Below are 24350 nucleotides of genomic sequence, written 5' to 3' on the forward strand. Positions count from 1 at the left end.
TTAGGCGGACTTGAACTGCATTTGGCAGCCAGCCTGCTGAAACTGTTTATAACGAATACGCGCCGCTTTCTTTGCCTCGTCGGCAGCTGGCACAAAATCGACGATATGTTGAAACTGCCCGAATGCATCAGGCAAGCTTTCACTTAGGTTAACCAGTAGCTGACGCCGGCTTAGCTGTGCCGGATCCCAGCAAATTTCTACCGGGGTGCCTGCCGAAGGTCCTTCTCCGGCCATGTTGTGGGGAACAAACCGGTTAGCGGGCAATTGCCAAAGTAGGTCATCCAGCGCTTCGGCCTGGCTTTTACTCAGGCACAAAACCGCACAGCGTTGCTTAGCAGCATAAGCGCTGGCGATAATTTCACAGGCCCTAACGGGGCCTGCGTCCTGGCTATCCTGCAATTGGTAAAATGTGGCCTGCGGCATCTTGCCTTAGTCCTCGTGGTTCACACCGGCACGGTTCATCAAAAACTGTGACAGCATAGGAACCGGACGTCCAGTAGCGCCTTTGTTTTTACCACTACGCCATGCTGTACCAGCGATATCCATATGTGCCCAGGTATATTTCTTGGTAAACCGCGACAGAAAACACCCAGCCGTTATGGACCCAGCCGGGCGACCGCCTAAGTTGGTCATATCAGCGAACGGGCTTTCCAGTTGTTCTTGATATTCGTCCCATAGTGGCAGGCGCCAAGCGCGGTCTGAGCTTTGTTCAGAAGCATTTATCAGCTCATGAGCCAACGGATTATGCTGGCTCATGACGCCGGTAGCATGCGAGCCCAGAGCAATGATACAGGCACCGGTTAAGGTCGCCACATCAATGACCAACTCAGGTTCAAAGCGCTCAACATAGGTTAACGCGTCACATAGGACTAACCGCCCCTCGGCATCTGTGTTGAGGACTTCAACCGTTTGGCCGGACATGGTGGTAAGAATATCACCAGGCCGATACGCCTTGCCGTCGGGCATATTTTCACAGCCCGCCAATACCCCTATTACGTTAATAGGTAGATTGAGTGCCGCTACCGTATGCATGGTTCCCAATACGCCGGCAGCGCCGCCCATGTCATATTTCATTTCATCCATGCCCTCTCCAGGCTTGATTGAAATACCGCCGGAATCAAAGGTTAGCCCCTTTCCTACCAGCACAATCGGCGCTTGGTCAGCTGGACCTCCGCGATGCGTAATAATACTCATCATGGATTCGTTTTCTGAACCGCGACCAACGGCCAGATAAGCCTGCATACCCAGTTCGGCCATCTGTGCTTCATCGACCACTTCGGCTGTAACGCTTTCATACTCGGTAGAGAGCTTTTGCGCCTGCTCCCACAGGTAAGCCGGGTTGCAGATATTAGGTGGCATATTGGCAACGTCACGGGTGGTTTTCGCGCCAGCGCTAATGGCCAGGCCGTGGTCTATAGCCCGCTCGCCAACCGTTAACTCGCGGCGGGTTGGCACATTAAAGACCATCTTACGTAACGGGCGGCGAGGCTCGCCTTTTTTAGTTTTCAGGTGCAAAAAGGTATATAGCGAGTCTTGGGTAGCTTCCACCGCCTGGCGAACTTTCCAGTAGGTATCACGCCCTTTGACGTGCAGCTCGGTCAAGAAGCATACTGCTTCCATTGACCCGGTTTCATTCAACGTTTTAATCGTTTTAGCGATGATTTGCTTGTATTGGCGCTCGTCCAGTTCACGCTCCTTGCCACAGCCAACCAGCAATACACGTTCGCTAAGTACATTAGGCACATGGTGCAACAGTAGCATTTGGCCAGCTTTACCTTCTAAATCGCCACGGCGCAGTAGGTTGCTGATGTAGCCTTCGCTAATGTCGTCCAGTTGCTCAGCAACCGCAGTTAAGCGTCGTGGTTCGAACACCCCGACCACAATACAGGCACTACGTTGTTTTTCAGGGCTACCACTTTTTACACTAAACTCCACGATGACACCTCGCTATTATCCATTTTGTGTTTGCAGAAATACAAAATCACATAACGTTTTGCGCTGCTTTTATGTTTTAATACGCAGCTTAGCTTGCATGGTATACCGTATTACCCCGATAACCGGGTGACAGCTATAGTGGCCTTAACGGGCTAAAATAAGCTGTTGGCACCGGGCAATGGTTAATTTCCATGCAACCTGACTCATACTTGCAGGCAAAACTTGTAAAAACGATTAGTTTACTCAAAATTGTGCTTTCTTTCACTATAAATCCAAACTTTCCAGTAGGGCTGACATGCTGATATTTCGCTACCTGATTAAGGAAACGTTGAAGTCACAGCTGGCGATATTTTTTATTCTGATGGCTATCTTTATCACTCTGCGTTTCGTCAGGGTTCTGGGCGATGCATCAGATGGAGATATTCCTGCCGGCCTGGTGATGGGCTTTCTTGGTCTGTACGCTCCCATCCTCGCATCGCTGGTACTGCCTATCAGCGCATACCTTGGTATTATGCTGGCACACGGCCGCATGTATGTAGACAGTGAAATGACCGTGCTACGGGCATGCGGGGTGAGCGAGTGGTATATCACCCGGGTAATGTTATTTTTGTCGCTGTTTACGATGGTAGTGACTGGCTTTATTACACTGTATTTGGCCCCTACTGCCGCCCAAAGTGAATATTTGCTGCGCGAAAAGGCGCGTAACGAAGCCGGTTTTTCAGCCCTTATACCAGGCCGGTTTCAACAAACCGGTAATGAAAAAGCAGTCATTTTTGTGCATGATATCGACACCCAGAATGACCGCTTGAAGCGGGTTTTCCTGTCGCAAAATCAACCTGAAGAAAACCAGTCTAATGTACGCGTGGTGTATGCTGATGCCGGGGCCATTCGGAATAACCAGGATGGCACCCGTAGCCTGGTATTACAAGATGGTGTGCAGTATGAAGGTGTGCAAACCGAAAAAGACTATCGCAAAGTAAAGTTTGATGAATATCAAATTCAGATTGCTGATGAGCCTGCTGAAGAACCCAGCCGCAAGGTAAGTGTATTGCCCACCGCGGAACTATGGAACGATGATTCCACAGAAGCCCGGGCGGAATTGCAATGGCGTTTTGCGATCCCATTGTCCATTCCCTTTTTGGCCCTGATTGCCGTGCCCTTAAGCGCTGTAGATCCGCGCCAGGGTCGGTTTGGTAAAATGTTTCCGGCGATATTGCTTTACCTTGGCTACTTCTTGTTATTACTTGCAAGCCGACGCGTACTAGCCGATGGTAAGCTACCTATTCAGCTAGGCCTATGGTGGGTACATGGCATTATGCTGGTGATTGGCGTCACGCTGATTGTCAGGGACAGGAAAACCGGCACTGAATTGCGCGCCTGGTTACTGAGGAAGAAGTAATGTTTAAAATTCTCGACCTGTATATTGCCCGTACATTGCTGGGCACCATTTCTATCACCCTGTCTGTACTGATTGGTTTAAGCGCGCTAATTAAGTTTGTCGAGCAATTGCGTAAGCTGGGTGAAGGCGACTACGACATTACCCTTGCTGCGCTGTATGTAGTGCTAAGTCTGCCGCGGGATTTAGAGCAGTTTTTCCCCATGGCGACATTATTGGGCGGTTTGGTAGGTATGGGCTTGCTGGCCAGCAACAGTGAACTGGTGGTGATGCAGGCAGCGGGGCTAAGCCGCTGGAATATCATCAATTCGGCAATGAAATCGGCCGTGGTGATGATCTTATTTGTGATGGCGGTGGGCGAATGGGTTACCCCATTTAGCGAGGCCAAAGCCAAACAAATACGTACCGAAGCTATTTCGGGGGGCTCGTTGTTTTCTTCCGACCAACTGGTTTGGGCTAAGGATGGCGAACACTTTGTGAGTATCGGTCAGGTGGTAACACGCGAACGTCTGCGTGATATCAGTATTTTCGACTTTAACGATGACCTCACGCTGGACAATATTACCTATGCTGCCGATGGCTATTTTGACGGCAAAACGTGGTGGCTTGAAGATGTTTCCGTAACCCGCTTCACCGACACTCAGGTGAGTGTGAATGAACAGCCTAAAAGCCGTTGGAATTCCTCATTGACCCCCGACAAACTGGGTATTGTGGCGGTCAAACCAGAGGCTTTATCCATTAGCGGATTACTCGAATATATTCAGTACCTTGATAACAATACGCAGGATAGCAGCCGTTACCAGCTAGCTTTTTGGCGGAAAATATTTCAGCCCATATCCATATGCGTCATGCTATTAACCGCGCTGTCATTTATCTTCGGTCCGCTGCGCAGCGTCACTATGGGCGCGCGGGTTATTATGGGAGTGCTAACCGGCTTTGGTTTTTTCATCACTAATGAAGTGTTTGGGCCATTAAGCATGGTCTACAGCTTTCCACCGTTTGTCGGCGCCCTATTCCCAAGTTTGATGTTTGCCGCTGCCGCTGCCTTTATGCTGCGCCGTTAACGCCGTCTAACTAGGCTCGGGTAACCTCACTACTCGAATCGGCTAGCTCGTGATACACGGTCTACGATTGGTAGTGCTACCAGCTTTTGTGGTCATTGGCGTGCTTGCTAAGTTGCAATACTTCGGTACCGGCTATGCGGTCTTGTAGTGATTGTTTGTGTTTATAATCAAACAATACCAGCAATGTGCCTATCCCGCCGAGCGAGAACACAAGGCGCAGGATTAATCGCGACCAGCTCATTGGCGTTTCAGTGGTAGAAAATATCCGCAGGCGCCAGGCGCGCATCCCCAGCGTTTGACCGCCCTTTTTCCAAAACCACAGAAAAAAACCTGCTATCCAGGTACCTACCCATAATTGAATAACCAATTTGTACGCCCAGGAAGATTGGATAAGCGCAGCGGGCTCTGCGTGGCCCTGTAGGGGTAATAGTTCATTTTTTAATAACACCACCATCACTATAATCATCACCATAGCGGCGCACATACCTACTGCCACCGCCACCAGCGTATCGTAAATCATGGCAAGCAACCGACGCCCGAATCCGGCCCGGGGGGAAGTATTACTGATAGAGGCCCGGTTAGCTGCATCAACGGCCTGGGTAGCGTTTTTCAATAGGTAGCTCGATAAATATACCAGGGTTACTGACGTTGTAGTCTGCCACAGTTTGAGACAGATACAAACCCACCCTTATTAGTAATGGTTATCATTTGCATACGCATTATATTTGCGTAAAATACTGCCCGCATTCAAAACTTATCTTGGTTAAAAGGAATCAACGTTGAAAAAGCAATCTATAGCGTGTTTCGTTGCAGCTGCATTTGCTCCTGCCGCTTTTGCAGAAGATTCATCGGTAGAGCACCTTCAGGTGTGGGGAACAAAAGTAAAAAGTTCTTCCGTTTATGTTGGTGAACAGGCCATCGCATCCAAACAGGCCGAACATCTTAGCGATCTTCTTCGCGATATCCCGGGTGTTGATGTAGGTGGAACACATTCTCTGAATCAGCGAATTAATGTACGCGGCCTGGATGATACGGACTTAGAAGTACTGATTGATGGCGCCTCGCAAACCAATTATATGTTTCACCACATGGGTAACCTTAATATTAACCCTGATGTGCTTGAGTCTGTCGATATTCAGGTTGGTTCCAATTCAGTCGTACATTCCGGCTTAGGTGGCGCGCTGGAATTTCGGACTAAATCTGCCAAAGATATGTTAACTGGTGACAACCAGTTTGGTGGCCGTGTACTGGCCGGGTATAACAGCAACGACAGCCAGTATATTACCCTGACCGGGTATGGCCAGTTAACGTCCAACGTCGATGTGCTGGTGTACGGTTCATCCATGAATAGAAATAACTTTGATGATGGCGCTGGCGTACAGGTACTGGGTAGCGACGGCACTATAGATAATATTATGGCCAAGGTTGGCTGGGACGTGGATGCCTACCAGCGCGTTGCGCTGAAATATGATACCTACAAAAATCATGGCGATTATACCGCCCGCCCCGATATGGGCGTGCGCACCAATGCCGCCATCGGTGGTGGTGAAGTGCCGTTATATGACACCCATTACGACCGCGATACTTTAAGTGGGCATTACGAATTAAACCTCGGCAGTGAGTTAAACCTGCGTGCAGACTTGTATCAAAATGAGTCGGACCTATGGCGCGCCTACAATGGCGCTGAAACCTCGGGCACCGCCCAAAATACTGGCTTGACCCTGATTGCTAACTCATTGCTGGAAACCGCCGCGGTGGGGCACCAGTTTACCTACGGCGTAAAGTGGATAAAGTCAGAAAACGACAGTCAAAGTATCAGTGAAGAAACGCTTACTACTGGCCGCGAAGAGACCGATGACACCGGGTTGTTTGTGGAAGATACGATTAACTTCAATAATGGCCTGACGATTACGCCGGGGTTGCGTTTTAACCATTATGACAAGTCATCTTCTGCGGTAGAAGGTGTACAGACCTGGACAGAGTGGCAAAAAGCACTGGCGGCAGAATATGCGATTACCCGCGAAGTTATTGTTCATGCCAGCACCACCGATTTGTTCAAAGGGCCTCAGCCTGGCGAAATTTTTGCCAACGAGCAAGCCAACAAAGCTCGCAATCCCGACCTTCGGCCGGAGACTGGCCGCAATACCGAAGCGGGTATACGTTACGCGGCGGCGAATGTGTTAGGGGCAGATGAACTGCGCGCAGCATTTACCGCATTTGAAACCAAAATTGAAGACTATATCGATATTGTTGATTATCCATTAGACAGCTGCGTAGAAGGCAGTTGTTTAGAATGGATCAAAACATTGGTACCGTAGAAATAGACGGTTTTGAAGCCAGTGCTTTTTATGCTTTGGACGCCTTTAGTGCCCTGCTTACCTACGCTAAGTCAGACTCCCAAAAGCAATCCGACAGTATATCTGCTGAACCGTTAGATAGAGAAGTAGGTGATAGCGCCGGGCTTACCTTAAAGTATGCGCTAACCGATTATAACGTAGACTTGCGTTGGCAGTGGCAAAAAACGTTCTCGGAGGACGCTAAGGAAGGTTATCAGGTACACAATATTACCGCGGTGTGGGTTCCTCAGCAGTTTGCGCACAAGTTAAATATAACACTGGGCGTGGACAACCTGTTTGACGAGCTGTATGTATCTCACGCGTCACGCACGGGCTCATCAAATCATCCGGTGTTCGGTTTGCTGCAACTAGATGACTATGAGCCAGGTAGAAATATCAAATTATCGGCGTCATATCAGTTTTAAGAGGCAAGGTGGACAGGCTTTCTGTGCACCTTTTGAGCAGTTGACACTTAACTTGATAAAAAAGGCTTGTGTGTCATAAACTCTTCTCTATAATGCATGGCTCAGCGATAGTCCAACTATCCATGCCAGTGTGATGGAATTGGTAGACATGACGGATTCAAAATCCGTTGCCTTTACGGGCGTGGCGGTTCAAGTCCGCCCACTGGTACCATCTCTTTTCTTACCAATGAAAGAGATAACAATAAACCGACGTAAGTCGGTTTTTTTGTGTCTGAGATTCCAGAGTCCCCCACGCCCAGGCGTACTGACCGATTGTCGGCCCATCGCGTGGCGACCAAACTAAAGACCGCCTACTGGTATCACTCTTTTCTGTCGACTTGAAAAGAGACACAATAAACCGACGTGAGTCGGTTTTTTTGTATCTGAAATCGAAACGGAATTTAAAACCACCGTCAGCCTTGCAAAGTGAACGGCGCAGCGCAGCTGCAAGAAAAATATCAATTATTACTAGCGTAAACCTACACGATTTCTTGCTATCCACTTCACCAAAATCATTCACACGGCTTGGCACTAAAAGGGAACTTTCTCATCTAAAATCCACCGCCTGATTGATGTTTTGCAGGTACTCCGCTGTTGACAATTTTTTAGCAAAACTAGCAATTTTCGTAAACCTGACACAGGTTTTTAGCTAAGTATCAAAACTATCATCTCTTTTATACCTAGCAGAATAAAAACACCAGATACGCCAATCATTAACCCAGATACAAAAGCGCGCTTTATATCTCGATTTGAAAAATCAACGCACGGAAGACCATTCTTAAAAATCACTGTTGACTCCTTTTTTATGTACCCGCTTCGTCAGAAGCGGGTAACTAGCATGAGCGCTGATGAATAATTATGGCCAGTTGTGATACAAGTATGAACCTGTGAGGGCAAGACTAGTACCTATAAAAAGCGCCGCACCAAAAGGGGCTAGCACGACGCCAGCCGCATACAGCCCTATTCCACTACCGACGAATGCCATTTGCGAGGCAATTTGAGTTGATTGACTAATGCCACCGCTAACTGCTGCAACCTCATCATCATCCAGGATCTTGAATGAATTGCTATTTTTTCTATTGTTGGTTAAACCACGCTGTTCGCTTTTTTCCTTAAACATATAAATATCCATCAATAATTTAAAAGACAAAAAAATAAAAACTTTGGTCGATGATGAAACATTTTACTGTAGCAATCAGGGTTACATTAATATACCTCGAAGATATATTTCACCTGCCCTTAGTAACAGAAAAATTTTAGGCTCAGGCCTGGATTCAGATAATTAGTGCATCAGCAAGTACCTATGAGATGACACTATTTTTTCCGGATGGGGGAGTTATGTGCTCATGTGGTATTCCCGCGCCCCCTTGATTATTTCAGACTGCTAGGCTTTGTCGGTGTAGCAGTGAATAGGACAGCCACTTCCTCAGCAACAAACAGAGCAACGAATAGGACAGGCACATCCCCCGCTGAAAATAACCAGTGCAGTACCTCAAACAAGTCAATAACTTCGTCATGGAGCATAGAAACTCATTGCAGATATAACGAGTGACTTTCTTATGTATATCGGACAATGGGCTTTGGTCTTGGGCAGTCACTTTCTTTACTTTGAATCACAGCTGTATTTGTTATCACTAAGTGATTGTCCTATTTATTTCTCTCTATTTATTTGTCAGCAACAACTGTCGTATTACCTGTAGGAGTGAGGTATACAGTCAGTATTTTGACCGAAGTATCAACAGCAACTGGCGATCGCGCGCCGAGCGTTCCCCTCAACCGGACCACGATATTGACCGGTACCGGTTTATTAACCGCCAACGCTTCCGCTCTATATTTAAAAGGTGCTTTAGAAAACCCTTTATTGCTACTTTGGATTTTATTATTTAAACGTTCTTAAGCCTTAGAACCTGCCAATTTCAATCTAATTTCGTTCACATCCTTTGCTGGCGAGCAGCCATAAAACCGACCGTATTCGCGACTAAACTGAGACGGGCTTTCATAACCTACTTGAAATGCGGCGGAGGCAGCATCCAGATGTTCCGTTAACATCAGTTTTCTCGCTTCCTGGAGTCTTAATTGCTTTACATATTGCAGCGGACTCATAGCCGTCATATTTCGAAAGTGATGGTGAAAAGTTGACACGCCCATACTGGCTATCTCAGCTAGCTTTTCGACACGAACCTTTTTTGAAAAATTAGATTTAAGCCAGGAAATAGCCTTGGCAACCTGGTGAGTCTGCGTTCCCATCGCAGCTAGCTGGCGCAGTGTTTCGCCTTGCTCTGCAATAAGTAAACGGTAAAAAATTTCTCTTCTTATTATTGGAGCTAAAGTCGGTATGTGCTGCTCTTCATCAATGAGATCAACAAGCCTTTGGAATGCATCTATTAGGGGGGCGGTCAGAGTGCCTGTAGCCATCCCCCGACCTGAACTCCGTTCTTTAGGTGGCGGTACCTGACTGTCAGTCATTAGCTGAGTGATTTCCTGATAATCGAATGTCAGTTTTAGTCCCAAATACGGCTTTTCAATACTGGCATCGGTGACCTGAGTGACAACAGGTAAAAGCACACCTGAAAAAAGATAGTGCTCCGTATCGTAGATGTAGCTTTCATCACCTAATTGAACACGTTTTGCCCCTTGGGCAATAAGGCACACGCTGGGTTCATAAAATCCGGCGGCAGGCTTTGATGTATCGGTTTTCTTAAATACCGTAAGTCCTGGCACCGTGGTCGGATAATATGCTTCTTGCTCAGTCCACCTTAGAATGTTCGATGCCAACCGAGTCATTTTGTTCGCCAGTTCTGGTTTTGCTCCCATCGCAAATTACCTTTTTATGTTTACTGTTTCGAGCTTGAGTATAGCCCCGACGATCCTCGTGATAAATCGAATCACCCGCCACTCAGAGAAATAGGCAAATAACGGACAGAAATTAGATACTACCTTTTTCATCTCCCCTCTATGCTAACAGCCTACAACATTCATTTGTGCTGCGCTTATTCATATGGTGCACACCGACATACAGGAAAGTGGATTAATGGCTACACTTATGAAAACAGCAGCATTTCTAATTACAGCCAGTTTCCTGCCAGGGGAACTGTTTGCCGCTGATTACAAGCAGAACCCGTTCACGTTGACTTACGAGGGGGCGGTGACCGAAAATCTAGCCGGTCAGGTAAATATTCAGCCCGTTAGATACGTCATAGCAGACGTCAATATCGCTGCCAATGTGTACTCACCGCCCGATTACAATCCATCAAAGACGTATCCCGCCATTGTTGTGGCGCATCCCAACGGCGGGGTGAAAGAGCAGGTCGCGGGCCTCTACGCTCAGCGTTTAGCTGAACGCGGCTATATCACCATTGTTGCTGATGCTGCTTACCAGGGGGCCAGCGGCGGTAAACCTCGTAATGTTGACAAGCCGGCTAATCGAATCCAAGACATCCATGGCATGGCTGATTTCATTTCCACCTTTAATGGAGTTGATGCGAATAGTATCGGCTTGCTGGGCATATGTGGTGGTGGCGGATATGCCCTTAAGGCCGCGCAAACAGATAAGCGTTTTAAGTCTGTTGCGACTTTAAGCATGTTCAACAGTGGGCGAGTCAGACGTAATGGCTATATGGACTCAGCGCTTGATACCATTCAGCAAAGACTTCTTTCGGCTTCTAAGGCGCGCCAAAAAGAAGCCCTAACAGGTGAAGTCACTTATGTAGGCGATGCCGAATTAACCGATGCACAAATTGCGGCTTTGCCTTTTGAATTATATCGGCAGGGTTTTGAATATTATGGCAAGACACACGCTCACCCTAACTCTACCTTTCGCTATACCGAAAGCAGTTTACTTTCACTGATGAATTTTGACGCTGCCACCAATATGGACTTGATCAATCAGCCTCTACTTATGGTGGCAGGCAGCAAAGCAGATTCGCTGTATATGACAAAAAACGCCTATGAACTGGCAACGGCTACCGATTCAAAACGTATGTACCTGATTGAAGGGGCAACCCACATCGATACTTACTGGAGACCAGACTATGTTGAACAGGCAATGGTTCAATTTACCGACTTCTTTACTGACACGCTAAAATAAGGACATAGCAAGATGACTAATCGAATCAAAACCAAGAGCGTAACCTTGCTGCTTGTGCTCATGACGCTTTTTGTTAGTGCCTGCACATCTACCTCCACAGGCCAAAACGCCTCGCCACTAATGATAGCTGAACAAGGCAGCTTCGCTGTTGGTGGCGCAGTGATTAGAAATGAGGGTGAGTTTGATCCGGTAGCACTGACTGCTGCGGGGCAAACGCTACATGGCGACCATGCCTCTGTGTTCTATCAAATTCCCGTAAACCAAAGACAATATCCGTTGGTGATGTGGCACGGATTCGGTCAATTCTCCAAAACCTGGGAATCTACACCTGATGGCCGTGAAGGCTATCAAAATATCTTTTTGCGTAAAGGCTATGGTGTTTATCTGATTGATCAGCCCCGACGCGGCAATGCAGGGAAAGGTACACAGCCAGGTACGTATGCTCCCGTACCTGACGAACAGAAATGGTTTAATGTTTTTCGCGTGGGAATGTGGCCGGACTATTTTCCCAATGTGCAGTTTCCGACTGATACAGCATCATTGGACCAGTATTTTCGCCAAATGACCCCCGATATTGGCCCAATAGATATCAACGTCAACGTGGATGCCGTAGATGCACTTTTTGATAGAATCGGTGAGGGTGTTTTGGTGACCCATTCTCACAGCGGTGGAATGGGATGGGAAGCGGGCATGCAAAACCCGAATATAAAAGCCATTGTGTCTTACGAACCGGGTAGTAACTTTGTTTTCCCTGAAGGTGAAGCGCCCGCTCCTAAACAGAGCTCTGCTGGTGAGTTAAGCGCGCTGGAAGTGCCTCTGTCCGAATTTCAGAAGCTTACCCAGATCCCCATTATTATTTATTACGGCGATAACATTCCTGAACAGCCCAGTGATTATCCAGGGGCGGACGGTTGGCGTGTGCGACTGGCAATGGCGCAGGAATGGGCGGATACCATCAATCGCTATGGTGGTGATGCAACGGTAGTCCATTTGCCTGACATCGGCATTTATGGCAACACCCACTTCCCATTCTCCGATTTGAATAATCTTGAAATAGCTGAACTCATGTCCGATTGGCTGAAAGAGAAGGGCTTAGACTGATAGGTCCCTCAACTCAAAGACAATAAAGAGGCTTACACAATGAATGATACACCTACGATAAGCACTACCATTTCATCAGCGGCAAAGGTAGCCTGCCTTTGCTTTATGGCAATCATGTCGGTTAAAACCCAGGCGTCGGAGGACCAGCTTACAGACAGGCAACAAGCCATTATCCCCATCGCTGCGCTCACTGCATCAGGAAATACACAAGAGTTGGAGGGTGCGCTGAACGATGGACTGGAAAAGGGATTAACGGTTAACGAGGTAAAAGAAATCTTCATTCACTCTTACGCCTATGCAGGGTTTCCTCGCGCCTTAAACGGTATAAATACCTTTATAAAAGTTGCAGAAAGCCGCAAAGAACGTGGGATTAAGGATAAAGCAGGTGATGAGGCCACTCCCTTACCTGATGATTACAATGCGAATGCGTATGGACATAAGGTCCGCAACGAGCTGGTGGGTAGCGATATATCGAACCGTAAGACAGGTTACGCCGCATTTGTTCCGGCTATTGATAAATTCCTGGTAGAGCACTTATTTGCTGATATTTTTTATCGCGACGTACTGAGTGTGAAAGACCGCGAACTCGTCACCATCAGTATGCTCTCTGCGATGCCTGGCGCCGAGGCTCAGCTCGCTTCGCATATGAAGCTGTCATTAGGTGTCGGTTATTCTGCGGCGCAACTTCGCCAGTTTATCCGTGTACTTAACGAAACGGTAGGTCAGGACAGTGCTATCCGCGCTCAATCCATGCTAAAGGAAACGGCAGATATCGTTTTAGAAAACGCCGAGGTGGGCGCAGTAGAGGTGAGTAAAGACGACTCAGTGACCGTAGGCGCTGCGGATAAATTTAGCGGCACAGCAAAAGTCACCTCGCGCTTTTCCTCTTCAGTCTCGTCTCATTATCGCGGGGCAAGGGTAGAGTTTGAACCTGGTGCCAAAACTGCCTGGCATACTCATCCAAAAGGACAAACGCTGATCATTATTTCAGGTGAAGGCGTGGTGCAAAGTGACGGTAACGAAGTACAAAGCATGTTGCCAGGAAACGTCATCACAATTCCACCCAATGTCAGACACTGGCACGGTGCGGCGCCTGACTCCCCCATGTCACATATTGCGATTTCCACGCCGGATAATGGCGAAACGGTTACCTGGATGGAGCTGGTCAGCGATGATTAGTCGTGAAGAGCCCAATTATTTCGCTACTAAGGAAAACTTATGAAAATTATTCGAAATACCCTGATCTTGTCATTGCTCGTTTTGCAATCAGCAACGGCAATGGGGAAAACCATCACGACCTCCGAAAATCAAAATAATGTTGCTGTTGAAGCATCACTCACTCAGGAAGCAAAGGAGTCAGAACTCCTGACAATATCGAAGCAAAAGTGGCAATGGATGGCCAATAAAGATGTGGAAAAGCTGAATAAGCTATTTGATGAAAAGTCGAGGTTCGTCCATATGGGAGGAACCTGGGGCAAGCAACGTGAACTGGACGTAATAGAATCAGGTGGTATTCACTATAAAAAAGCCGATATTCACGAAGTATCTGTTCAGGTTATCGATGGCACCGCCATTGTGTTAAACCGTATCACCTTGCTTGCCGTGGTGGGCGGAAGAGAAGTCACTAACAACTTTATGGTAACTGAAGTCTACATAAATAAGCAGCAAAACTGGTCGCTGGGTGTATTGTCTTTTACCAAACTCATTGACTAAACAATGAGGCCCGGAGCGCCTAAAGTTCGGCGCTTAGAATCCTATGTAAAAAACTTACTCTGTAGGTTTCGAGATGCCACAGATTATCTTAGATTATGGGGTTCAGAAGCGATTAAGACAGGTCAGTGATAAATATTAATACTAAGTTAATCAAGGAGCGGGCCCTTTCGTCTGACGCCGTTTAAGCGAAAGGGGAGATTATTACTTTAGAGATCTGCAATTCGTTCAAAGCGGAACTGTCTTCCCGTCTACAACGAAGTGAGAATCGTCAAATTTGGTCCAACTCAAGTATAAGTGAGTACACTCTACGGGTCCTGACAAATAAATGTAGCTAATCTTCAGCAACAACTATTTCTCCCCAATCCATCAAATAAGGAGTCCCCGGTGCTCAAATTAATCAAGGTAATCGTGAACGACTATGGTTGGATTCATTTATCCTTAGGCCTGCTGGGAAATATTGCTTTTTTTGTCGGCAGCATTTTATTTTTGCCTTATTTTGAAATGTACAAAACTCTGGGCGTATGGTTTTTTATATTCGGGGCTTTTTTTATGCTCCTAGGTTCGGTTGGGCGGCTGCTGGTGGATATTAGCGGGAAAAAGAAAGAAATAACAAAATGAAGCACACTAACCAGGTTGATGCGTAAATTGCAGACTATATTGCTATTGAATAGCGAAGCTCCTTCCCGCTTCTTAATAATATAACAAGGATAGTCACTTCCCCTGCTCTAATGAACAGCCGTTATACCGTTTACTGGTGAAATAACCAATGTAGTACATAAAATAAGATCAATGATTTCATTATGGAGCAATGAAATTTATTGCAGATATAACGGGTGACTTTCTTATATATATTGGATGGCTTTGCTGTTAAATGCGCGACTGGGCTTTGGTCTTGGGCAGTCACTTAAAACAGAACGAGTGAGATGAAAAAATTTACAGGTCTTGGGATGAAGCGAGAGCAAACTCGTTTTATTATATAGAAGTATTTTACAATCGATTTCGACTACTCCGCTATTTAGGCCATCAGCCTCCTGACAAGTTTTAAATCCGATATAAAACGGCAAGCTGGGCGTCTAGGAGTTCAGAGGAAGAGCAGTTTGGCATCCACCCAGTTAGAGTATGCTTCGCTTATGAAAAAGATAACTTTCCAGGGGAAGCTCGCAAGTTCATTGTTGGCTTTTAAGATGATTATTATGTAAAAGCGGGTTCGGCGGTGACAATCATCACTATCGCTGCATTATGAAAGGCATGGGCAAAGAAAATTATTTTCCACGCCCTGTCGGTAAGTTTTTTACGGGTACTTGCGTAAAAATAAGTCCATAGGAAAAAAGGTATGGTCACAATGATGCCCCGCACCGGGTCTTCGGAATGAAAGTAGGCCATAACTAAAGCGAATAGGCTCGCAATGATTGTGTTCTCTACACGCACCTTCTGAAAAATTATCACAAATGTCGCGAGCAGCGCTGTTTCAAGGGTAGGTGCAAGAATGACAAGAAGAACGAAAAGCACAATTGCAGGGGGCGCATCCATCCATACTTGCCCATGCTGAAAGTCATGAAAAATATTGATTATAGCTAATGCGCCTGAACAGAGTATCAGGGTAAGCAAAGACATGTACAAGGCTGATTTCGCCACACTGGTTTGGGCTGTCTCCATAAAAAGGAAGTAATACTTCGTTAACGTTAGCTTGTTCATATTATTACCGCCCTGGCGGTCATTTTATAATCGGTTGGTTGCAGCGCTCAAATAATGGGAGTTATGATTAAGGTCAAACCCTTGCATATAGGTAACCGACTTATAACCATAATTTACCAGATCTAAACCTGTCACTAGCCTCGATAAGCCTGACCATACTCCCGCACCACTAACAATTTCTATCTCTACTGTATTGAGCGTTTTCATGAAAAATCCTCTTCTGTTTATGCCCTAAGTAAACACTTGCGTGTTCGGTATCAACTATACACTCGGGAGGATGGTAGATAACCGGCCTACCGGCTAGTTTTGGTTAGGGGAAATGATTCATTGGACTTCCTACACATTGCTAGACACTTTTAACAGTGACAATGTAACTTCACAAAGAAGGGTTTATGAGCAAAGGTAAGCGGTAGACCCACGAGATTAACATGCAAAATGAGACAGGCAGGTTGGGGGCAGGCTAGGCGCGATATAGACTACGGGTTAATATTCAAAAAATGGAATCGGATAACCAATATTTGCAGCGTCTTACAAATAAATTTAACCGGGAATACAGCTTGTTGATTTAACAGAGGAACGATACTTACTGCGTGATAGCGAACCTCCCCAACGCCTAGGCGAGCCGGCTTAATCAAGCATTCTTTTTACCGCCATGCGGCTTACCAAACCCGGTCGCCAATCTAATCTCGCTTCTCTTTTTTTAGCCAGGTAGCCAGCACGCTTGTTGTAGCGGTTGGAGAGCACGGTTCACCCACCTTACCCTATTACAAAAGTTTACCCGCAATCACTTGCTATAAAGCGTGGAAATGCCTCGTTGCTGAGCGCACGTTTCTATGGCAAATCCACGCATTTAACATTGGTTTAGTTACTACCGAACAACTTACTGAAAAAGCGACTCACTGCAAATTCTGATTCTGCCTCGGGCTCTGCTTTTTGCTCAAACTCAATTTTTAGCTTTTCTAGTACAACGTTATCATCAATACGATACACCGTAAGCTTATGGCTGCCCTTTTTCAGATTCTGCACATTCCATTGCAAAGAGTGTTTGTTGTTTATTACTGCCTGTGCCCAGGCTTTTTGCTCGGGGGTATGTTGTGCGCCGCCGGTGGCATGCAAATCAAAACTGAGGGTTTCTGCTGGTCTGTCGTCGATAGCCACAGCAATCCGAATGCCGCCACGGGCATAGGTATCCAGCGTGGGGCTAAGTTCTATCGTAAACGTAGCATCGCCATAATAAGGCTGAGTTAGTTCATAGGTTAGCGAGACGTTATCATCAATACTGGTTGGGCCGTTACCCTGGGGCAATATAACAACGCCGGCTTTCGCCTGCCCAAGATGCTCTACTTTCGTCCATTCCATTTCATCATTATCAGACGCTTTTATATAATCGGCCGCCTGAATGATTTGCGTGTTCGGGGGGAGCGGGCTTTCTTCAAACGCAACGTCAATGTCGTTCTTTGCGCTATGTATAGCCGACACGGTGGGCATGGTCTGCTGGTCTGGATCGTTCCAGGTCACATAATTCATATGTACCTGGTTTATCATACCGTCCCACTTGCCATCGTTGATAGAATGATATTTATCTGTCAACGCTTTGTCTCTGGCAAAATTCTTTTCAACTATCTTTTTAAAATAGTTTGCGCGGGCATCACCTGCATCCACTAGCTTTTGGTTCCAGGCCGCAGCAAAGTACATCTCGTACAGGTTGCTCATTGAAGCTATCGGCCATTCGACCAGTTGAAAAAAGGCCGGGTAGTGTTCAGGCTCTGTTTTAGCTTTCACTTTTTGCATATCTGCTTCAAGCTTTTGCCACTTCACATAGTGTTGATAAAACTCGCCGGCTTTTAATTTCGGCGCAGATATCTCTCCAACAGAAAATGTATGTTGATTCAGCAATTCAGGTTTTCGCATAGCGGCAAACGTGCCGTAACGTTGTAGTAAATCGCCGATTTCATTAGCCAAACCCGTACCAAATGATTGTTTGGCAAAGTTATTTGCATATTCTTGCAACGCCTGGGTGTCCATATTTTCAGGATCCCACGCCATCGTTAAAAAGAAATCGATAGGGAACTCAATGGGTTTAAGGTCGCCCACATTAACAACCCATAAATCTTTTGCTCCGCGTGCATACGACAAATCCATTTGTTGCCACACCTTGCCGATTTGCACAGTATTGGTCCATTTGTAGTTGCGGGGCACCCCTACGTAATCGAAATGGTAGTAAACACCAAAGCCGCCTTCCCTATCGACATTTTTAGTAGGCAGACGACGGACAAGCCCCCAGTTATCGTCTGCAAAAAGTAATGTTACGTCATCAGGGACGGTCATTCCCTTGTCGTAATAATCCTGTACTTCTTTATATAAGGCCCAAACCTGAGGAGTCTCAGCCGCAGGTTTACCCGTTACGTCGGCTATAATTGCGCGCTGATCCTCTACCACTTTTTCTAATAACTCGGTGGCGGTATCTTCAGACATGGGCTCATCGCCATCTCCTCGCATACCGACGGTGACCAGCGATTCATAGGGTTTGCCGTTGCCCTTTGACATCATTCGCTCAATTCCACCGCGCCAGAATTTTTGGATATTTTCCCGATTAGTTTCATAGTTCCATGGGCCGCCTCCGGCCGGGTTTTCCGACTTACGATGCCATTCTGCGTGCGCGCGTGTCATGGGCTCATGGTGTGATGTTCCCATTACCATTCCCATATTATCTGCCAGTGCGGTATTTTTGGGATCGTCCAGATGAAACGCTTTTCCCCACATCGCCGGCCAGATATAATTGCCTTTTAATCGCAGTATTAAATCAAACATACGCTCATACATATCTGCGTTTACACCGCCAAATTTCTTCTGCGCCCACCCTTTTAAAGCAGGATCTTCATCATTAATGAAGATCCCTCTGTAGCGCACCTTAGGCTGATCCTGCATGCTGCCCGCGGTGATATACACATTATTCTTTTGCTCTGTGGGAACATCGGCAAACCAATACCAGGGCGATACGCCGATTTGTTCTGATATGGCAAAGGTTCCAAAGATAGCTCCCCGGCGGTCTGCGCCGACAACGACTAAAGCTTGAGCAACCCCAGGGGCGGGATCCTTAACGACGGCTATCTGATAGGCCTCCCATTGGCCTTTGATATGCGAAACATCTAGTTTGCCTTTCTGCACCAGCTCGTCAATAACGGTATCTTCACCTAATACACCTATGATTACTGCGGGCTGAGAGAGAGATTGCGCTTGCGAAATATCGGCGCGCGTGCCTCCAACGCGCTGAATATCGAGGGAGAAAGCATCCGCCACACGTTTTACGGCGGGATCGGCGCTTGGTGATACAATAATAGGCAAGGGCTGGCCATCTTTTATTAGTGGCAGTCCCTCATTATTTTGAAAACAAACGGATGCTGGTTGCTCGCACGCCCATGTTACTGACGAAAATAATGCCGTCGAAAATAATGCGCACAATACTGGCGCCGACTTGATGCTCGCTCTCATAAAATTATTCGCTCAAATAACGTATTTGCTTATAAAATGTAAACGCATTAATAACATTAGACCAACATCTAGTATACAAGTATTCATTATGTTTTTTAGTTTCGTATTTTGGATTTCCTACTAGGTCTGAAAGCCTTTTTGAGAAATTTCGTATCCGATTTATTTATTTCTTTATTATCTTTTAAATGCACTGCTTCGCTGTATATTTGCCTGAAACAACGGTTAAATTACATTTTATTAACAGGGGTTCGAAGCATGTCATTTATTCGGAATTGCACGTGGCTGTTGGCGCTTACCATAGTATTGCTAGCGCCCCAGGCTTCAGCCAGCCCCAGGGAGAAAATCGATTTTACCGATGATTGGCGCTTTTACCGCTATGCAGATGATCAGACCCCGGATACGTTAATCTATGACACACGACCCCAGGTTGGTCGGTTCAACGATAGTCAGGCGGCAGATACTCGTCCTACCGATGCCGTAGAGGCGAATAGCCACGAGGGTGTATTAAAACCCTGGATTTTACCTACCGGCAACGCGTTTATCCGTGATCCTGAGAGCCGCTATTCCCGTCCCTCAGGCCAACCGGGCAAAGACTTTGCTTTTATTCAGAAGCAGTTCGATGACAGCCACTGGCAAGCTGTGGATTTACCCCATGACTGGGCAATCGCCGGCCCTTTTTATAGCGGCGACAACCCCAAAGTAGGTGGCGGTATGGGTCGTCTACCTTCGCATGGCGTAGCATGGTATAGAAAGCAGTTTACGCTAGATAAAAACGATAAGAATAAGCGTATTTATCTACATATAGACGGCGCCATGTCTTATTCTATGGTATGGCTAAATGGCCATCTTGTGGGGGGCTGGCCTTATGGTTATACCTCTTATCAGCTTGATCTCACCCCCTATGTGTCTACAGAAGATAAAAATCAATTAGCCATTCGGCTGGACAATCCGCCTAAATCATCTCGCTGGTATCCTGGCGGTGGTATTTATCGCAATGTATGGTTAGAAAAAACCGGCCAAGTTCGGGTGAGTCAGTGGGGAACGCAGGTTATTACGCCTGAAGTGAGCCAGGAGAAAGCAACCATATCGGTTACCACATCACTGAGCAATCATTCTTCTAAGCAGCAGGTGGTTAGCCTGCAACACCATCTTTACGAACTATCAGACCAGGATGTGCTCAGCAAAGAACCGGTATTAGTGCTGCCTCCCCAATCGTTAACGCTGGCAACAGCAAAGGTACAAAAAAATACGGTCACCACGGTGCTGAAGAATCCGAAATTGTGGGGGCCAACTCCTCATCAAACTCCCCATCGTTATGCCCTTGTTACGTCGGTTATGCACGATGGTAAGAAACTTGACCAGTACACCACTAATTTTGGTATTCGCCAGCTTGAATTCAATCCTGATGTCGGCGTAGTGATAAACGGTGAACACATACCGCTGCAGGGGGTGAACCAGCATCACGACCTGGGCGCACTAGGCGCCGCATTTAATGTACGGGCAGCCCAGCGACAACTGGAAATTCTTCAGGAAATGGGGGTGAATGCCATTCGTATGGCACATAATCCGCCGGCACCTGAACTTCTGGCACTCACCGATAAAATGGGCATTCTGGTATTAAACGAATCCTTTGACAGTTGGTATAAGAAAAAAACACCGCTCGATTTCCATCTTATTTTTTCCGACTGGCATGAGCAGGATCTTCGTGCATTGGTGCGGCGCGACAAAAACCATCCGTCCGTTATTATGTGGTACATCGGTAATGAAGTAGGAGAACAGTATACCGGAGAGTCGGGGGCAGACATCGCCTTACAATTAAAAGCCATTGTTAAAAGTGAAGATCCCACCCGCCCTGTTACCGCATCTATGAATTGGGCTAAGGCCGACTTCCCCTTTAGCGCAGCCATGGACTTAATCAGTCTCAACTATCAAGGTGAAGGCATTCGACAAGCGCCTGAATTTGAAAATACTGACCGTATTCGCACTCCCCCTTCATATCCAGCTTTTCGCAAAGCTCACCCGGATAAGGTTATTTTGTCTAGCGAAACGGCTTCTGCTTATAGTTCCAGGGGGCTTTACTTTTTTCCTGTGACTGACCAAACCAGTGCGCCGGTTCGCGATGGGCTTGGGGGTAATTCAGCCATTCATCAGGTCAGCAGTTACGAGCTTCACGCGGTAGATTTTGGGGCCTCGGCTGATAAAGTTTTTCGCTATTTAGACACCTACCCTTTTGTAGCCGGACAGTTTGTATGGAACGGTTTTGATTATTTGGGTGAGCCAACGCCTTACTATGCGGCGCGCAGTTCTTACTCAGGTATGATTGACCTGGCAGGATTCAAAAAAGACCGTTTTTATCTTTATCAAAGTGAATGGCGCCCAGATTTTCCTATGGCGCATATTCTTCCACATTGGAATTGGTCCGGCAGAGAGGGCGAAATTACGCCGGTTCACGTGTTTACGTCCGGCGATGAAGCTGAGTTATTTGTGAATGGAAAATCTCAGGGACGCCAGAAAAAAGGCCCTTTTGAATACCGCCTTCGTTTTGATGATGTTCGCTACACCCCGGGAACAGTAAAAGTGATTGCTTATAAAAATGGTAAGCCATGGGCAACCGACAGCGTCACTACCTCTGCAGCTCCGGCAGGCTTGCGTTTAACCGCAGACCGTCACTCCATCAGTGCAGACGGAAAAGATCTATCGTTTGTTACCGTGGATATCGTAGACCAACACGGCAATGCGGTGCCAACCGCCACCAACCGCGTTAAGTTTTCCGTCACCGGACCAGGCCGGATAATCGCCACAGACAACGGAGATTCGACGAACTTCACGCCATTTCCATCCCACGCAAGAAAGGCGTTTAGTGGTAAGGTACTGGTTATCGTGCAAAGTGAGCGCAACAAGCCTGGAAAAATAACGCTTACCGCCAGTAGTCCCCACCTGACGTCAGCGTCCTTGCCTCTAAGCGCAAATTGAGGTGCGAGACGGGCCGAAGGTATAAATAGTGAATAACCTGCCTTGCCTTTGGTAAAGCGGGTTCTTTCACAACAGAGCCACGCCCTGGGCTTTTTTTGCCTACCGGCTTTCATCCCGGCTAATGTGAGCACCCCGCTTTTAGCCTTCACCGGATAGTGCTTGATGGTGCCTGATGATATCAAATGACAGTAACAGCAGCCTCTTGGCATCACCCCAACAATTATCCGCAATACTACTTTGTCGCCTGTAGGCATCACAATGAGAACGGCTTAGCACGAGGTGTTTGCCTTTTTGCTGTACCAGAGCTAAATACAAACTCAGTCATTATGGTTTTGTAACGTCGGCCCGCCATAAAGCAGAGCATAGGTATACTGCCTTTTTGGCCCAGAGGCACCGAAGAAAAGCCTTCCACTCCTATGGCACCAAGTGGTTCTTGGGCTTCAATGGCGAGCTTAAAGAGCTGGTAGCCTAAACATCATTGAACCGGCTATTGGGATTCAGCATGCTGTGATGGGTGAAATTACTCCCCTGTAAAACAGAAGCCATCACCACCAACAACCACTATAAATAAAGACTGTTGATGAGGACGGCTTTTGGTGTGCTATCGCGGTTTACGTGTTCACAGTGAAGTAAAATATTGAGCCGTTACGGATTAGCTAAACGTTCCGTAATAAGCGAACTCAGACCTTACCAATACGCCAAGCGTACTGATATTACTCTGTCGGAAAATCGAGGGTCTTCCACGCTTTCATTCCTCCCAACAGATTACGTACATCCTTAAAGCCAGCTCTTAGTAAGATACTCACCCCTACTCCGGCCCGGTGACCAACGCCGCAGGTCACTATTACCGGCTGGTTTTTATCTAAAGAGAGCTCGTTTACTTTATCTTCCAGATACCCTACATAACAGTGCTGCGCATTGGGGATGTGACCGCTATCAAATTCATCACTTTCCCTTACATCCAGTACTTGCGGATTATCCATGTTGTTTAACGCCTGCGGCGAAATGGAACCACTTGATTCCCATTCACGCCCAGCATTGCGCCACGCTTCAAACCCGCCGGCCAATGCGCCGCGCACATTGTCGAGACCGATATTACTCAAATGCCGTGCTGCCGGGTCCACATCCGCATCGCCATCGGTAACCAGATAAATAGGACTGTCGGCTTCAGCCAGCCATCCGCCAAATACTGGCAGACCTCCTTCCCAAACACTATAGCTATCCGCAATGTGCCCGCCTGCAAAGCCTTCAGGTAAGCGGGTATCATAAATTCGTTGGCCGCTACTCGCGTTAGCAAAATCGTCTACCGTATGTAAGGCCACATCGCCGGGTCTGAGCTTAGGTGGCAATCCGCCTGCTAAGTTAACTTTTTCCATTGTACGAAAATAAGGCGGGCGCGGAATGCGCTCGTTCCCTTTCTTCTGGGAAAACGCCTCACGGGAAAGCGTAAATACATTATTGTAGGTTTTTTCATCACCTAAGGTTGACCAAGGCCGTTCTGCCATTCCGCTACCGCAGACCGAACCCGGGCCATGGGCCGGCAGAATCAGCGCGGCGTCACCCAGCGATGCCAGCTTTGAATGCACCGAATCATAAATCCGACCGGCGTTTTCAACCGATTGATCTTCGGCAGGTAGGTCCGATCGGCCGGTATCACCAAAAAATAGCGTATCACCGGTAAATACAGCCCATGCTGTTTTGGCATCTGCATCTTCGTATACCGCATAACTCATACTTTCAGGTGTATGACCCGGTGTATGTAAAGCACGAATGAGGAGTTTACCTACACGAAATGTATCACCATCTTCAAGGCGCACATCACCGTGTCCAAAGGTATCAAAATTACCATTGTAGATTTTTGCGCCGGTGCGTTTAGCCAGCCACGCCGATCCCATGACAAAATCTTCCTGACGATGGGTTTCGACAATATGTGTTATGCGGGTACCCAGCGAACGGGCCGCGTCTAGATACGCTTGTACATGACGAGCCGGATCGACCAACATAGCTTCGCCGCCATCCGCTAATAACCATGCATAATGCGCGATCCCGGGTGTAACAATGCGTTTGAGTTCCATTGTTTCCTCCTATATCTTT

The 24350-nt window shown here is 47.1% G+C and carries 19 protein-coding genes and 1 tRNA gene; 11 read left to right on the forward strand and 9 right to left on the reverse strand.

The features are described 5' to 3' along the window. Together D0Y50_RS15290 and pepA are read right to left on the reverse strand one after the other, a co-directional pair. Positions 1-423 (reverse strand): DNA polymerase III subunit chi, encoded by a 423-nt coding sequence (locus D0Y50_RS15290; RefSeq protein ID WP_108567418.1) that lies wholly within the window; start codon positions 421-423, stop codon positions 1-3. A 6-nt stretch (positions 424-429) separates the two neighbouring features. After that, positions 430-1935 (reverse strand): leucyl aminopeptidase, encoded by a 1506-nt coding sequence (pepA, locus tag D0Y50_RS15295; RefSeq protein WP_108567417.1) that lies wholly within the window; start codon positions 1933-1935, stop codon positions 430-432. A gap of 295 nt (positions 1936-2230) precedes the next feature. On the opposite strand from pepA, the gene lptF reads away from it, so the two are divergent. Beyond that, positions 2231-3334, forward strand: coding sequence for an LPS export ABC transporter permease LptF (gene lptF, locus D0Y50_RS15300; protein WP_108567416.1), 1104 nt, complete (start codon positions 2231-2233; stop codon positions 3332-3334). Then, positions 3334-4395 carry an LPS export ABC transporter permease LptG gene (lptG, locus tag D0Y50_RS15305; protein ID WP_108567415.1) on the forward strand — a complete coding sequence of 354 codons (1062 nt, stop codon included), beginning with the start codon at positions 3334-3336 and terminating at the stop codon, positions 4393-4395. The genes lptF and lptG overlap by 1 nt, the downstream gene beginning before the upstream one ends. 76 nt (positions 4396-4471) lie before the next feature. On the opposite strand, the gene D0Y50_RS15310 is transcribed toward lptG, so the two are convergent. Then, the gene (locus D0Y50_RS15310; protein ID WP_117318800.1) at positions 4472-4915 is read right to left on the reverse strand and encodes an RDD family protein; all 444 of its coding nucleotides are present in this window, start codon (positions 4913-4915) and stop codon (positions 4472-4474) included. Positions 4916-5174: 259 nt separating this feature from the next. Between D0Y50_RS15310 and D0Y50_RS15315 the strand changes: the two genes are divergently transcribed. The 3 genes from D0Y50_RS15315 (at position 5175) to D0Y50_RS15325 (ending at position 7367) form a co-directional block, all read left to right on the forward strand. Then, positions 5175-6713 carry a TonB-dependent receptor domain-containing protein gene (locus D0Y50_RS15315; RefSeq protein ID WP_117317780.1) on the forward strand — a complete coding sequence of 513 codons (1539 nt, stop codon included), beginning with the start codon at positions 5175-5177 and terminating at the stop codon, positions 6711-6713. Then, positions 6689-7156 carry a TonB-dependent receptor domain-containing protein gene (locus D0Y50_RS19915; protein WP_117317782.1) on the forward strand — a complete coding sequence of 156 codons (468 nt, stop codon included), beginning with the start codon at positions 6689-6691 and terminating at the stop codon, positions 7154-7156. Before D0Y50_RS15315 ends, D0Y50_RS19915 begins: the two co-directional genes overlap by 25 nt. A gap of 124 nt (positions 7157-7280) precedes the next feature. Next, positions 7281-7367, forward strand: a tRNA-Leu gene (locus tag D0Y50_RS15325). A 684-nt stretch (positions 7368-8051) separates the two neighbouring features. Here the strand turns inward: D0Y50_RS15325 and D0Y50_RS15330 are convergent. Together D0Y50_RS15330 and D0Y50_RS15335 are read right to left on the reverse strand one after the other, a co-directional pair. Then, positions 8052-8315, reverse strand: coding sequence for a Blp family class II bacteriocin (locus D0Y50_RS15330; RefSeq protein ID WP_170145525.1), 264 nt, complete (start codon positions 8313-8315; stop codon positions 8052-8054). Between the two features lie 773 nt (positions 8316-9088). Further along, positions 9089-10009: an AraC family transcriptional regulator gene (locus tag D0Y50_RS15335; RefSeq protein ID WP_108567388.1), complete on the reverse strand. Its 921-nt coding sequence runs from the start codon at positions 10007-10009 to the stop codon at positions 9089-9091. A 217-nt stretch (positions 10010-10226) separates the two neighbouring features. Between D0Y50_RS15335 and D0Y50_RS15340 the strand changes: the two genes are divergently transcribed. From D0Y50_RS15340 to D0Y50_RS15360, 5 genes are all read left to right on the forward strand, one after another. Beyond that, a complete protein-coding gene (locus tag D0Y50_RS15340; protein WP_117317786.1) occupies positions 10227-11282 on the forward strand; it encodes an alpha/beta hydrolase in 1056 nt (351 codons plus the stop codon). A gap of 12 nt (positions 11283-11294) precedes the next feature. Beyond that, positions 11295-12383: an alpha/beta hydrolase gene (locus tag D0Y50_RS15345; protein WP_108567386.1), complete on the forward strand. Its 1089-nt coding sequence runs from the start codon at positions 11295-11297 to the stop codon at positions 12381-12383. Positions 12384-12422: 39 nt separating this feature from the next. After that, on the forward strand, positions 12423-13562 hold the full coding sequence (locus D0Y50_RS15350) for a (R)-mandelonitrile lyase (protein WP_232366279.1): 1140 nt from the start codon (positions 12423-12425) through the stop codon (positions 13560-13562). Positions 13563-13601: 39 nt separating this feature from the next. Further along, entirely contained in the window at positions 13602-14096 is a 495-nt protein-coding gene (locus D0Y50_RS15355; RefSeq protein ID WP_218023546.1) for a nuclear transport factor 2 family protein, read from the forward strand. Between the two features lie 384 nt (positions 14097-14480). Beyond that, positions 14481-14714, forward strand: coding sequence for a YrhK family protein (locus tag D0Y50_RS15360; protein ID WP_117317788.1), 234 nt, complete (start codon positions 14481-14483; stop codon positions 14712-14714). Between the two features lie 573 nt (positions 14715-15287). On the opposite strand, the gene D0Y50_RS15365 is transcribed toward D0Y50_RS15360, so the two are convergent. The 3 genes from D0Y50_RS15365 to D0Y50_RS15375 all read right to left on the reverse strand — a co-directional run bounded on the left by D0Y50_RS15365 (position 15288) and on the right by D0Y50_RS15375 (position 19136). Further along, complete coding sequence (locus D0Y50_RS15365; RefSeq protein WP_117317790.1) at positions 15288-15791, reverse strand: hypothetical protein; 504 nt, start codon at positions 15789-15791, stop codon at positions 15288-15290. Between the two features lie 24 nt (positions 15792-15815). Beyond that, the gene (locus D0Y50_RS15370; RefSeq protein ID WP_117317792.1) at positions 15816-15998 is read right to left on the reverse strand and encodes a hypothetical protein; all 183 of its coding nucleotides are present in this window, start codon (positions 15996-15998) and stop codon (positions 15816-15818) included. A gap of 654 nt (positions 15999-16652) precedes the next feature. Next, positions 16653-19136 (reverse strand): glycosyl hydrolase 115 family protein, encoded by a 2484-nt coding sequence (locus tag D0Y50_RS15375; RefSeq protein ID WP_232366280.1) that lies wholly within the window; start codon positions 19134-19136, stop codon positions 16653-16655. A gap of 402 nt (positions 19137-19538) precedes the next feature. Here D0Y50_RS15375 and galB point away from each other — a divergent pair, with 402 nt between their 5' ends. After that, on the forward strand, positions 19539-22256 hold the full coding sequence (gene galB, locus D0Y50_RS15380; RefSeq protein ID WP_117317796.1) for a beta-galactosidase GalB: 2718 nt from the start codon (positions 19539-19541) through the stop codon (positions 22254-22256). A 713-nt stretch (positions 22257-22969) separates the two neighbouring features. Here the strand turns inward: galB and D0Y50_RS15385 are convergent. Then, on the reverse strand, positions 22970-24331 hold the full coding sequence (locus D0Y50_RS15385) for an MBL fold metallo-hydrolase (RefSeq protein ID WP_108567376.1): 1362 nt from the start codon (positions 24329-24331) through the stop codon (positions 22970-22972). Positions 24332-24350: the final 19 nt, after the last annotated feature.

The organism is Salinimonas sediminis, assembly GCF_003429285.1.
In the GTDB taxonomy this organism is placed as follows: Bacteria; Pseudomonadota; Gammaproteobacteria; order Enterobacterales; family Alteromonadaceae; genus Alteromonas; species Alteromonas indica.

What these genes read in the sequence shown, in the direction of transcription:
- D0Y50_RS15290 (WP_108567418.1), bottom strand. Translation starts at nt 423, where the DNA reads ATGCCGCAGGCCACATTTTACCAATTGCAGGATAGCCAGGACGCAGGC.
- lptF (WP_108567416.1), top strand. Translation starts at nt 2,231, where the DNA reads ATGCTGATATTTCGCTACCTGATTAAGGAAACGTTGAAGTCACAGCTG.
- lptG (WP_108567415.1), top strand. Translation starts at nt 3,334, where the DNA reads ATGTTTAAAATTCTCGACCTGTATATTGCCCGTACATTGCTGGGCACC.
- D0Y50_RS15310 (WP_117318800.1), bottom strand. Translation starts at nt 4,915, where the DNA reads ATGATTTACGATACGCTGGTGGCGGTGGCAGTAGGTATGTGCGCCGCT.
- D0Y50_RS19915 (WP_117317782.1), top strand. Translation starts at nt 6,689, where the DNA reads ATGGATCAAAACATTGGTACCGTAGAAATAGACGGTTTTGAAGCCAGT.
- D0Y50_RS15330 (WP_170145525.1), bottom strand. Translation starts at nt 8,315, where the DNA reads ATGTTTAAGGAAAAAAGCGAACAGCGTGGTTTAACCAACAATAGAAAA.
- D0Y50_RS15335 (WP_108567388.1), bottom strand. Translation starts at nt 10,009, where the DNA reads ATGGGAGCAAAACCAGAACTGGCGAACAAAATGACTCGGTTGGCATCG.
- D0Y50_RS15340 (WP_117317786.1), top strand. Translation starts at nt 10,227, where the DNA reads ATGGCTACACTTATGAAAACAGCAGCATTTCTAATTACAGCCAGTTTC.
- D0Y50_RS15345 (WP_108567386.1), top strand. Translation starts at nt 11,295, where the DNA reads ATGACTAATCGAATCAAAACCAAGAGCGTAACCTTGCTGCTTGTGCTC.
- D0Y50_RS15350 (WP_232366279.1), top strand. Translation starts at nt 12,423, where the DNA reads ATGAATGATACACCTACGATAAGCACTACCATTTCATCAGCGGCAAAG.
- D0Y50_RS15355 (WP_218023546.1), top strand. Translation starts at nt 13,602, where the DNA reads ATGAAAATTATTCGAAATACCCTGATCTTGTCATTGCTCGTTTTGCAA.
- D0Y50_RS15365 (WP_117317790.1), bottom strand. Translation starts at nt 15,791, where the DNA reads ATGAACAAGCTAACGTTAACGAAGTATTACTTCCTTTTTATGGAGACA.
- D0Y50_RS15370 (WP_117317792.1), bottom strand. Translation starts at nt 15,998, where the DNA reads ATGAAAACGCTCAATACAGTAGAGATAGAAATTGTTAGTGGTGCGGGA.
- galB (WP_117317796.1), top strand. Translation starts at nt 19,539, where the DNA reads ATGTCATTTATTCGGAATTGCACGTGGCTGTTGGCGCTTACCATAGTA.
- D0Y50_RS15385 (WP_108567376.1), bottom strand. Translation starts at nt 24,331, where the DNA reads ATGGAACTCAAACGCATTGTTACACCCGGGATCGCGCATTATGCATGG.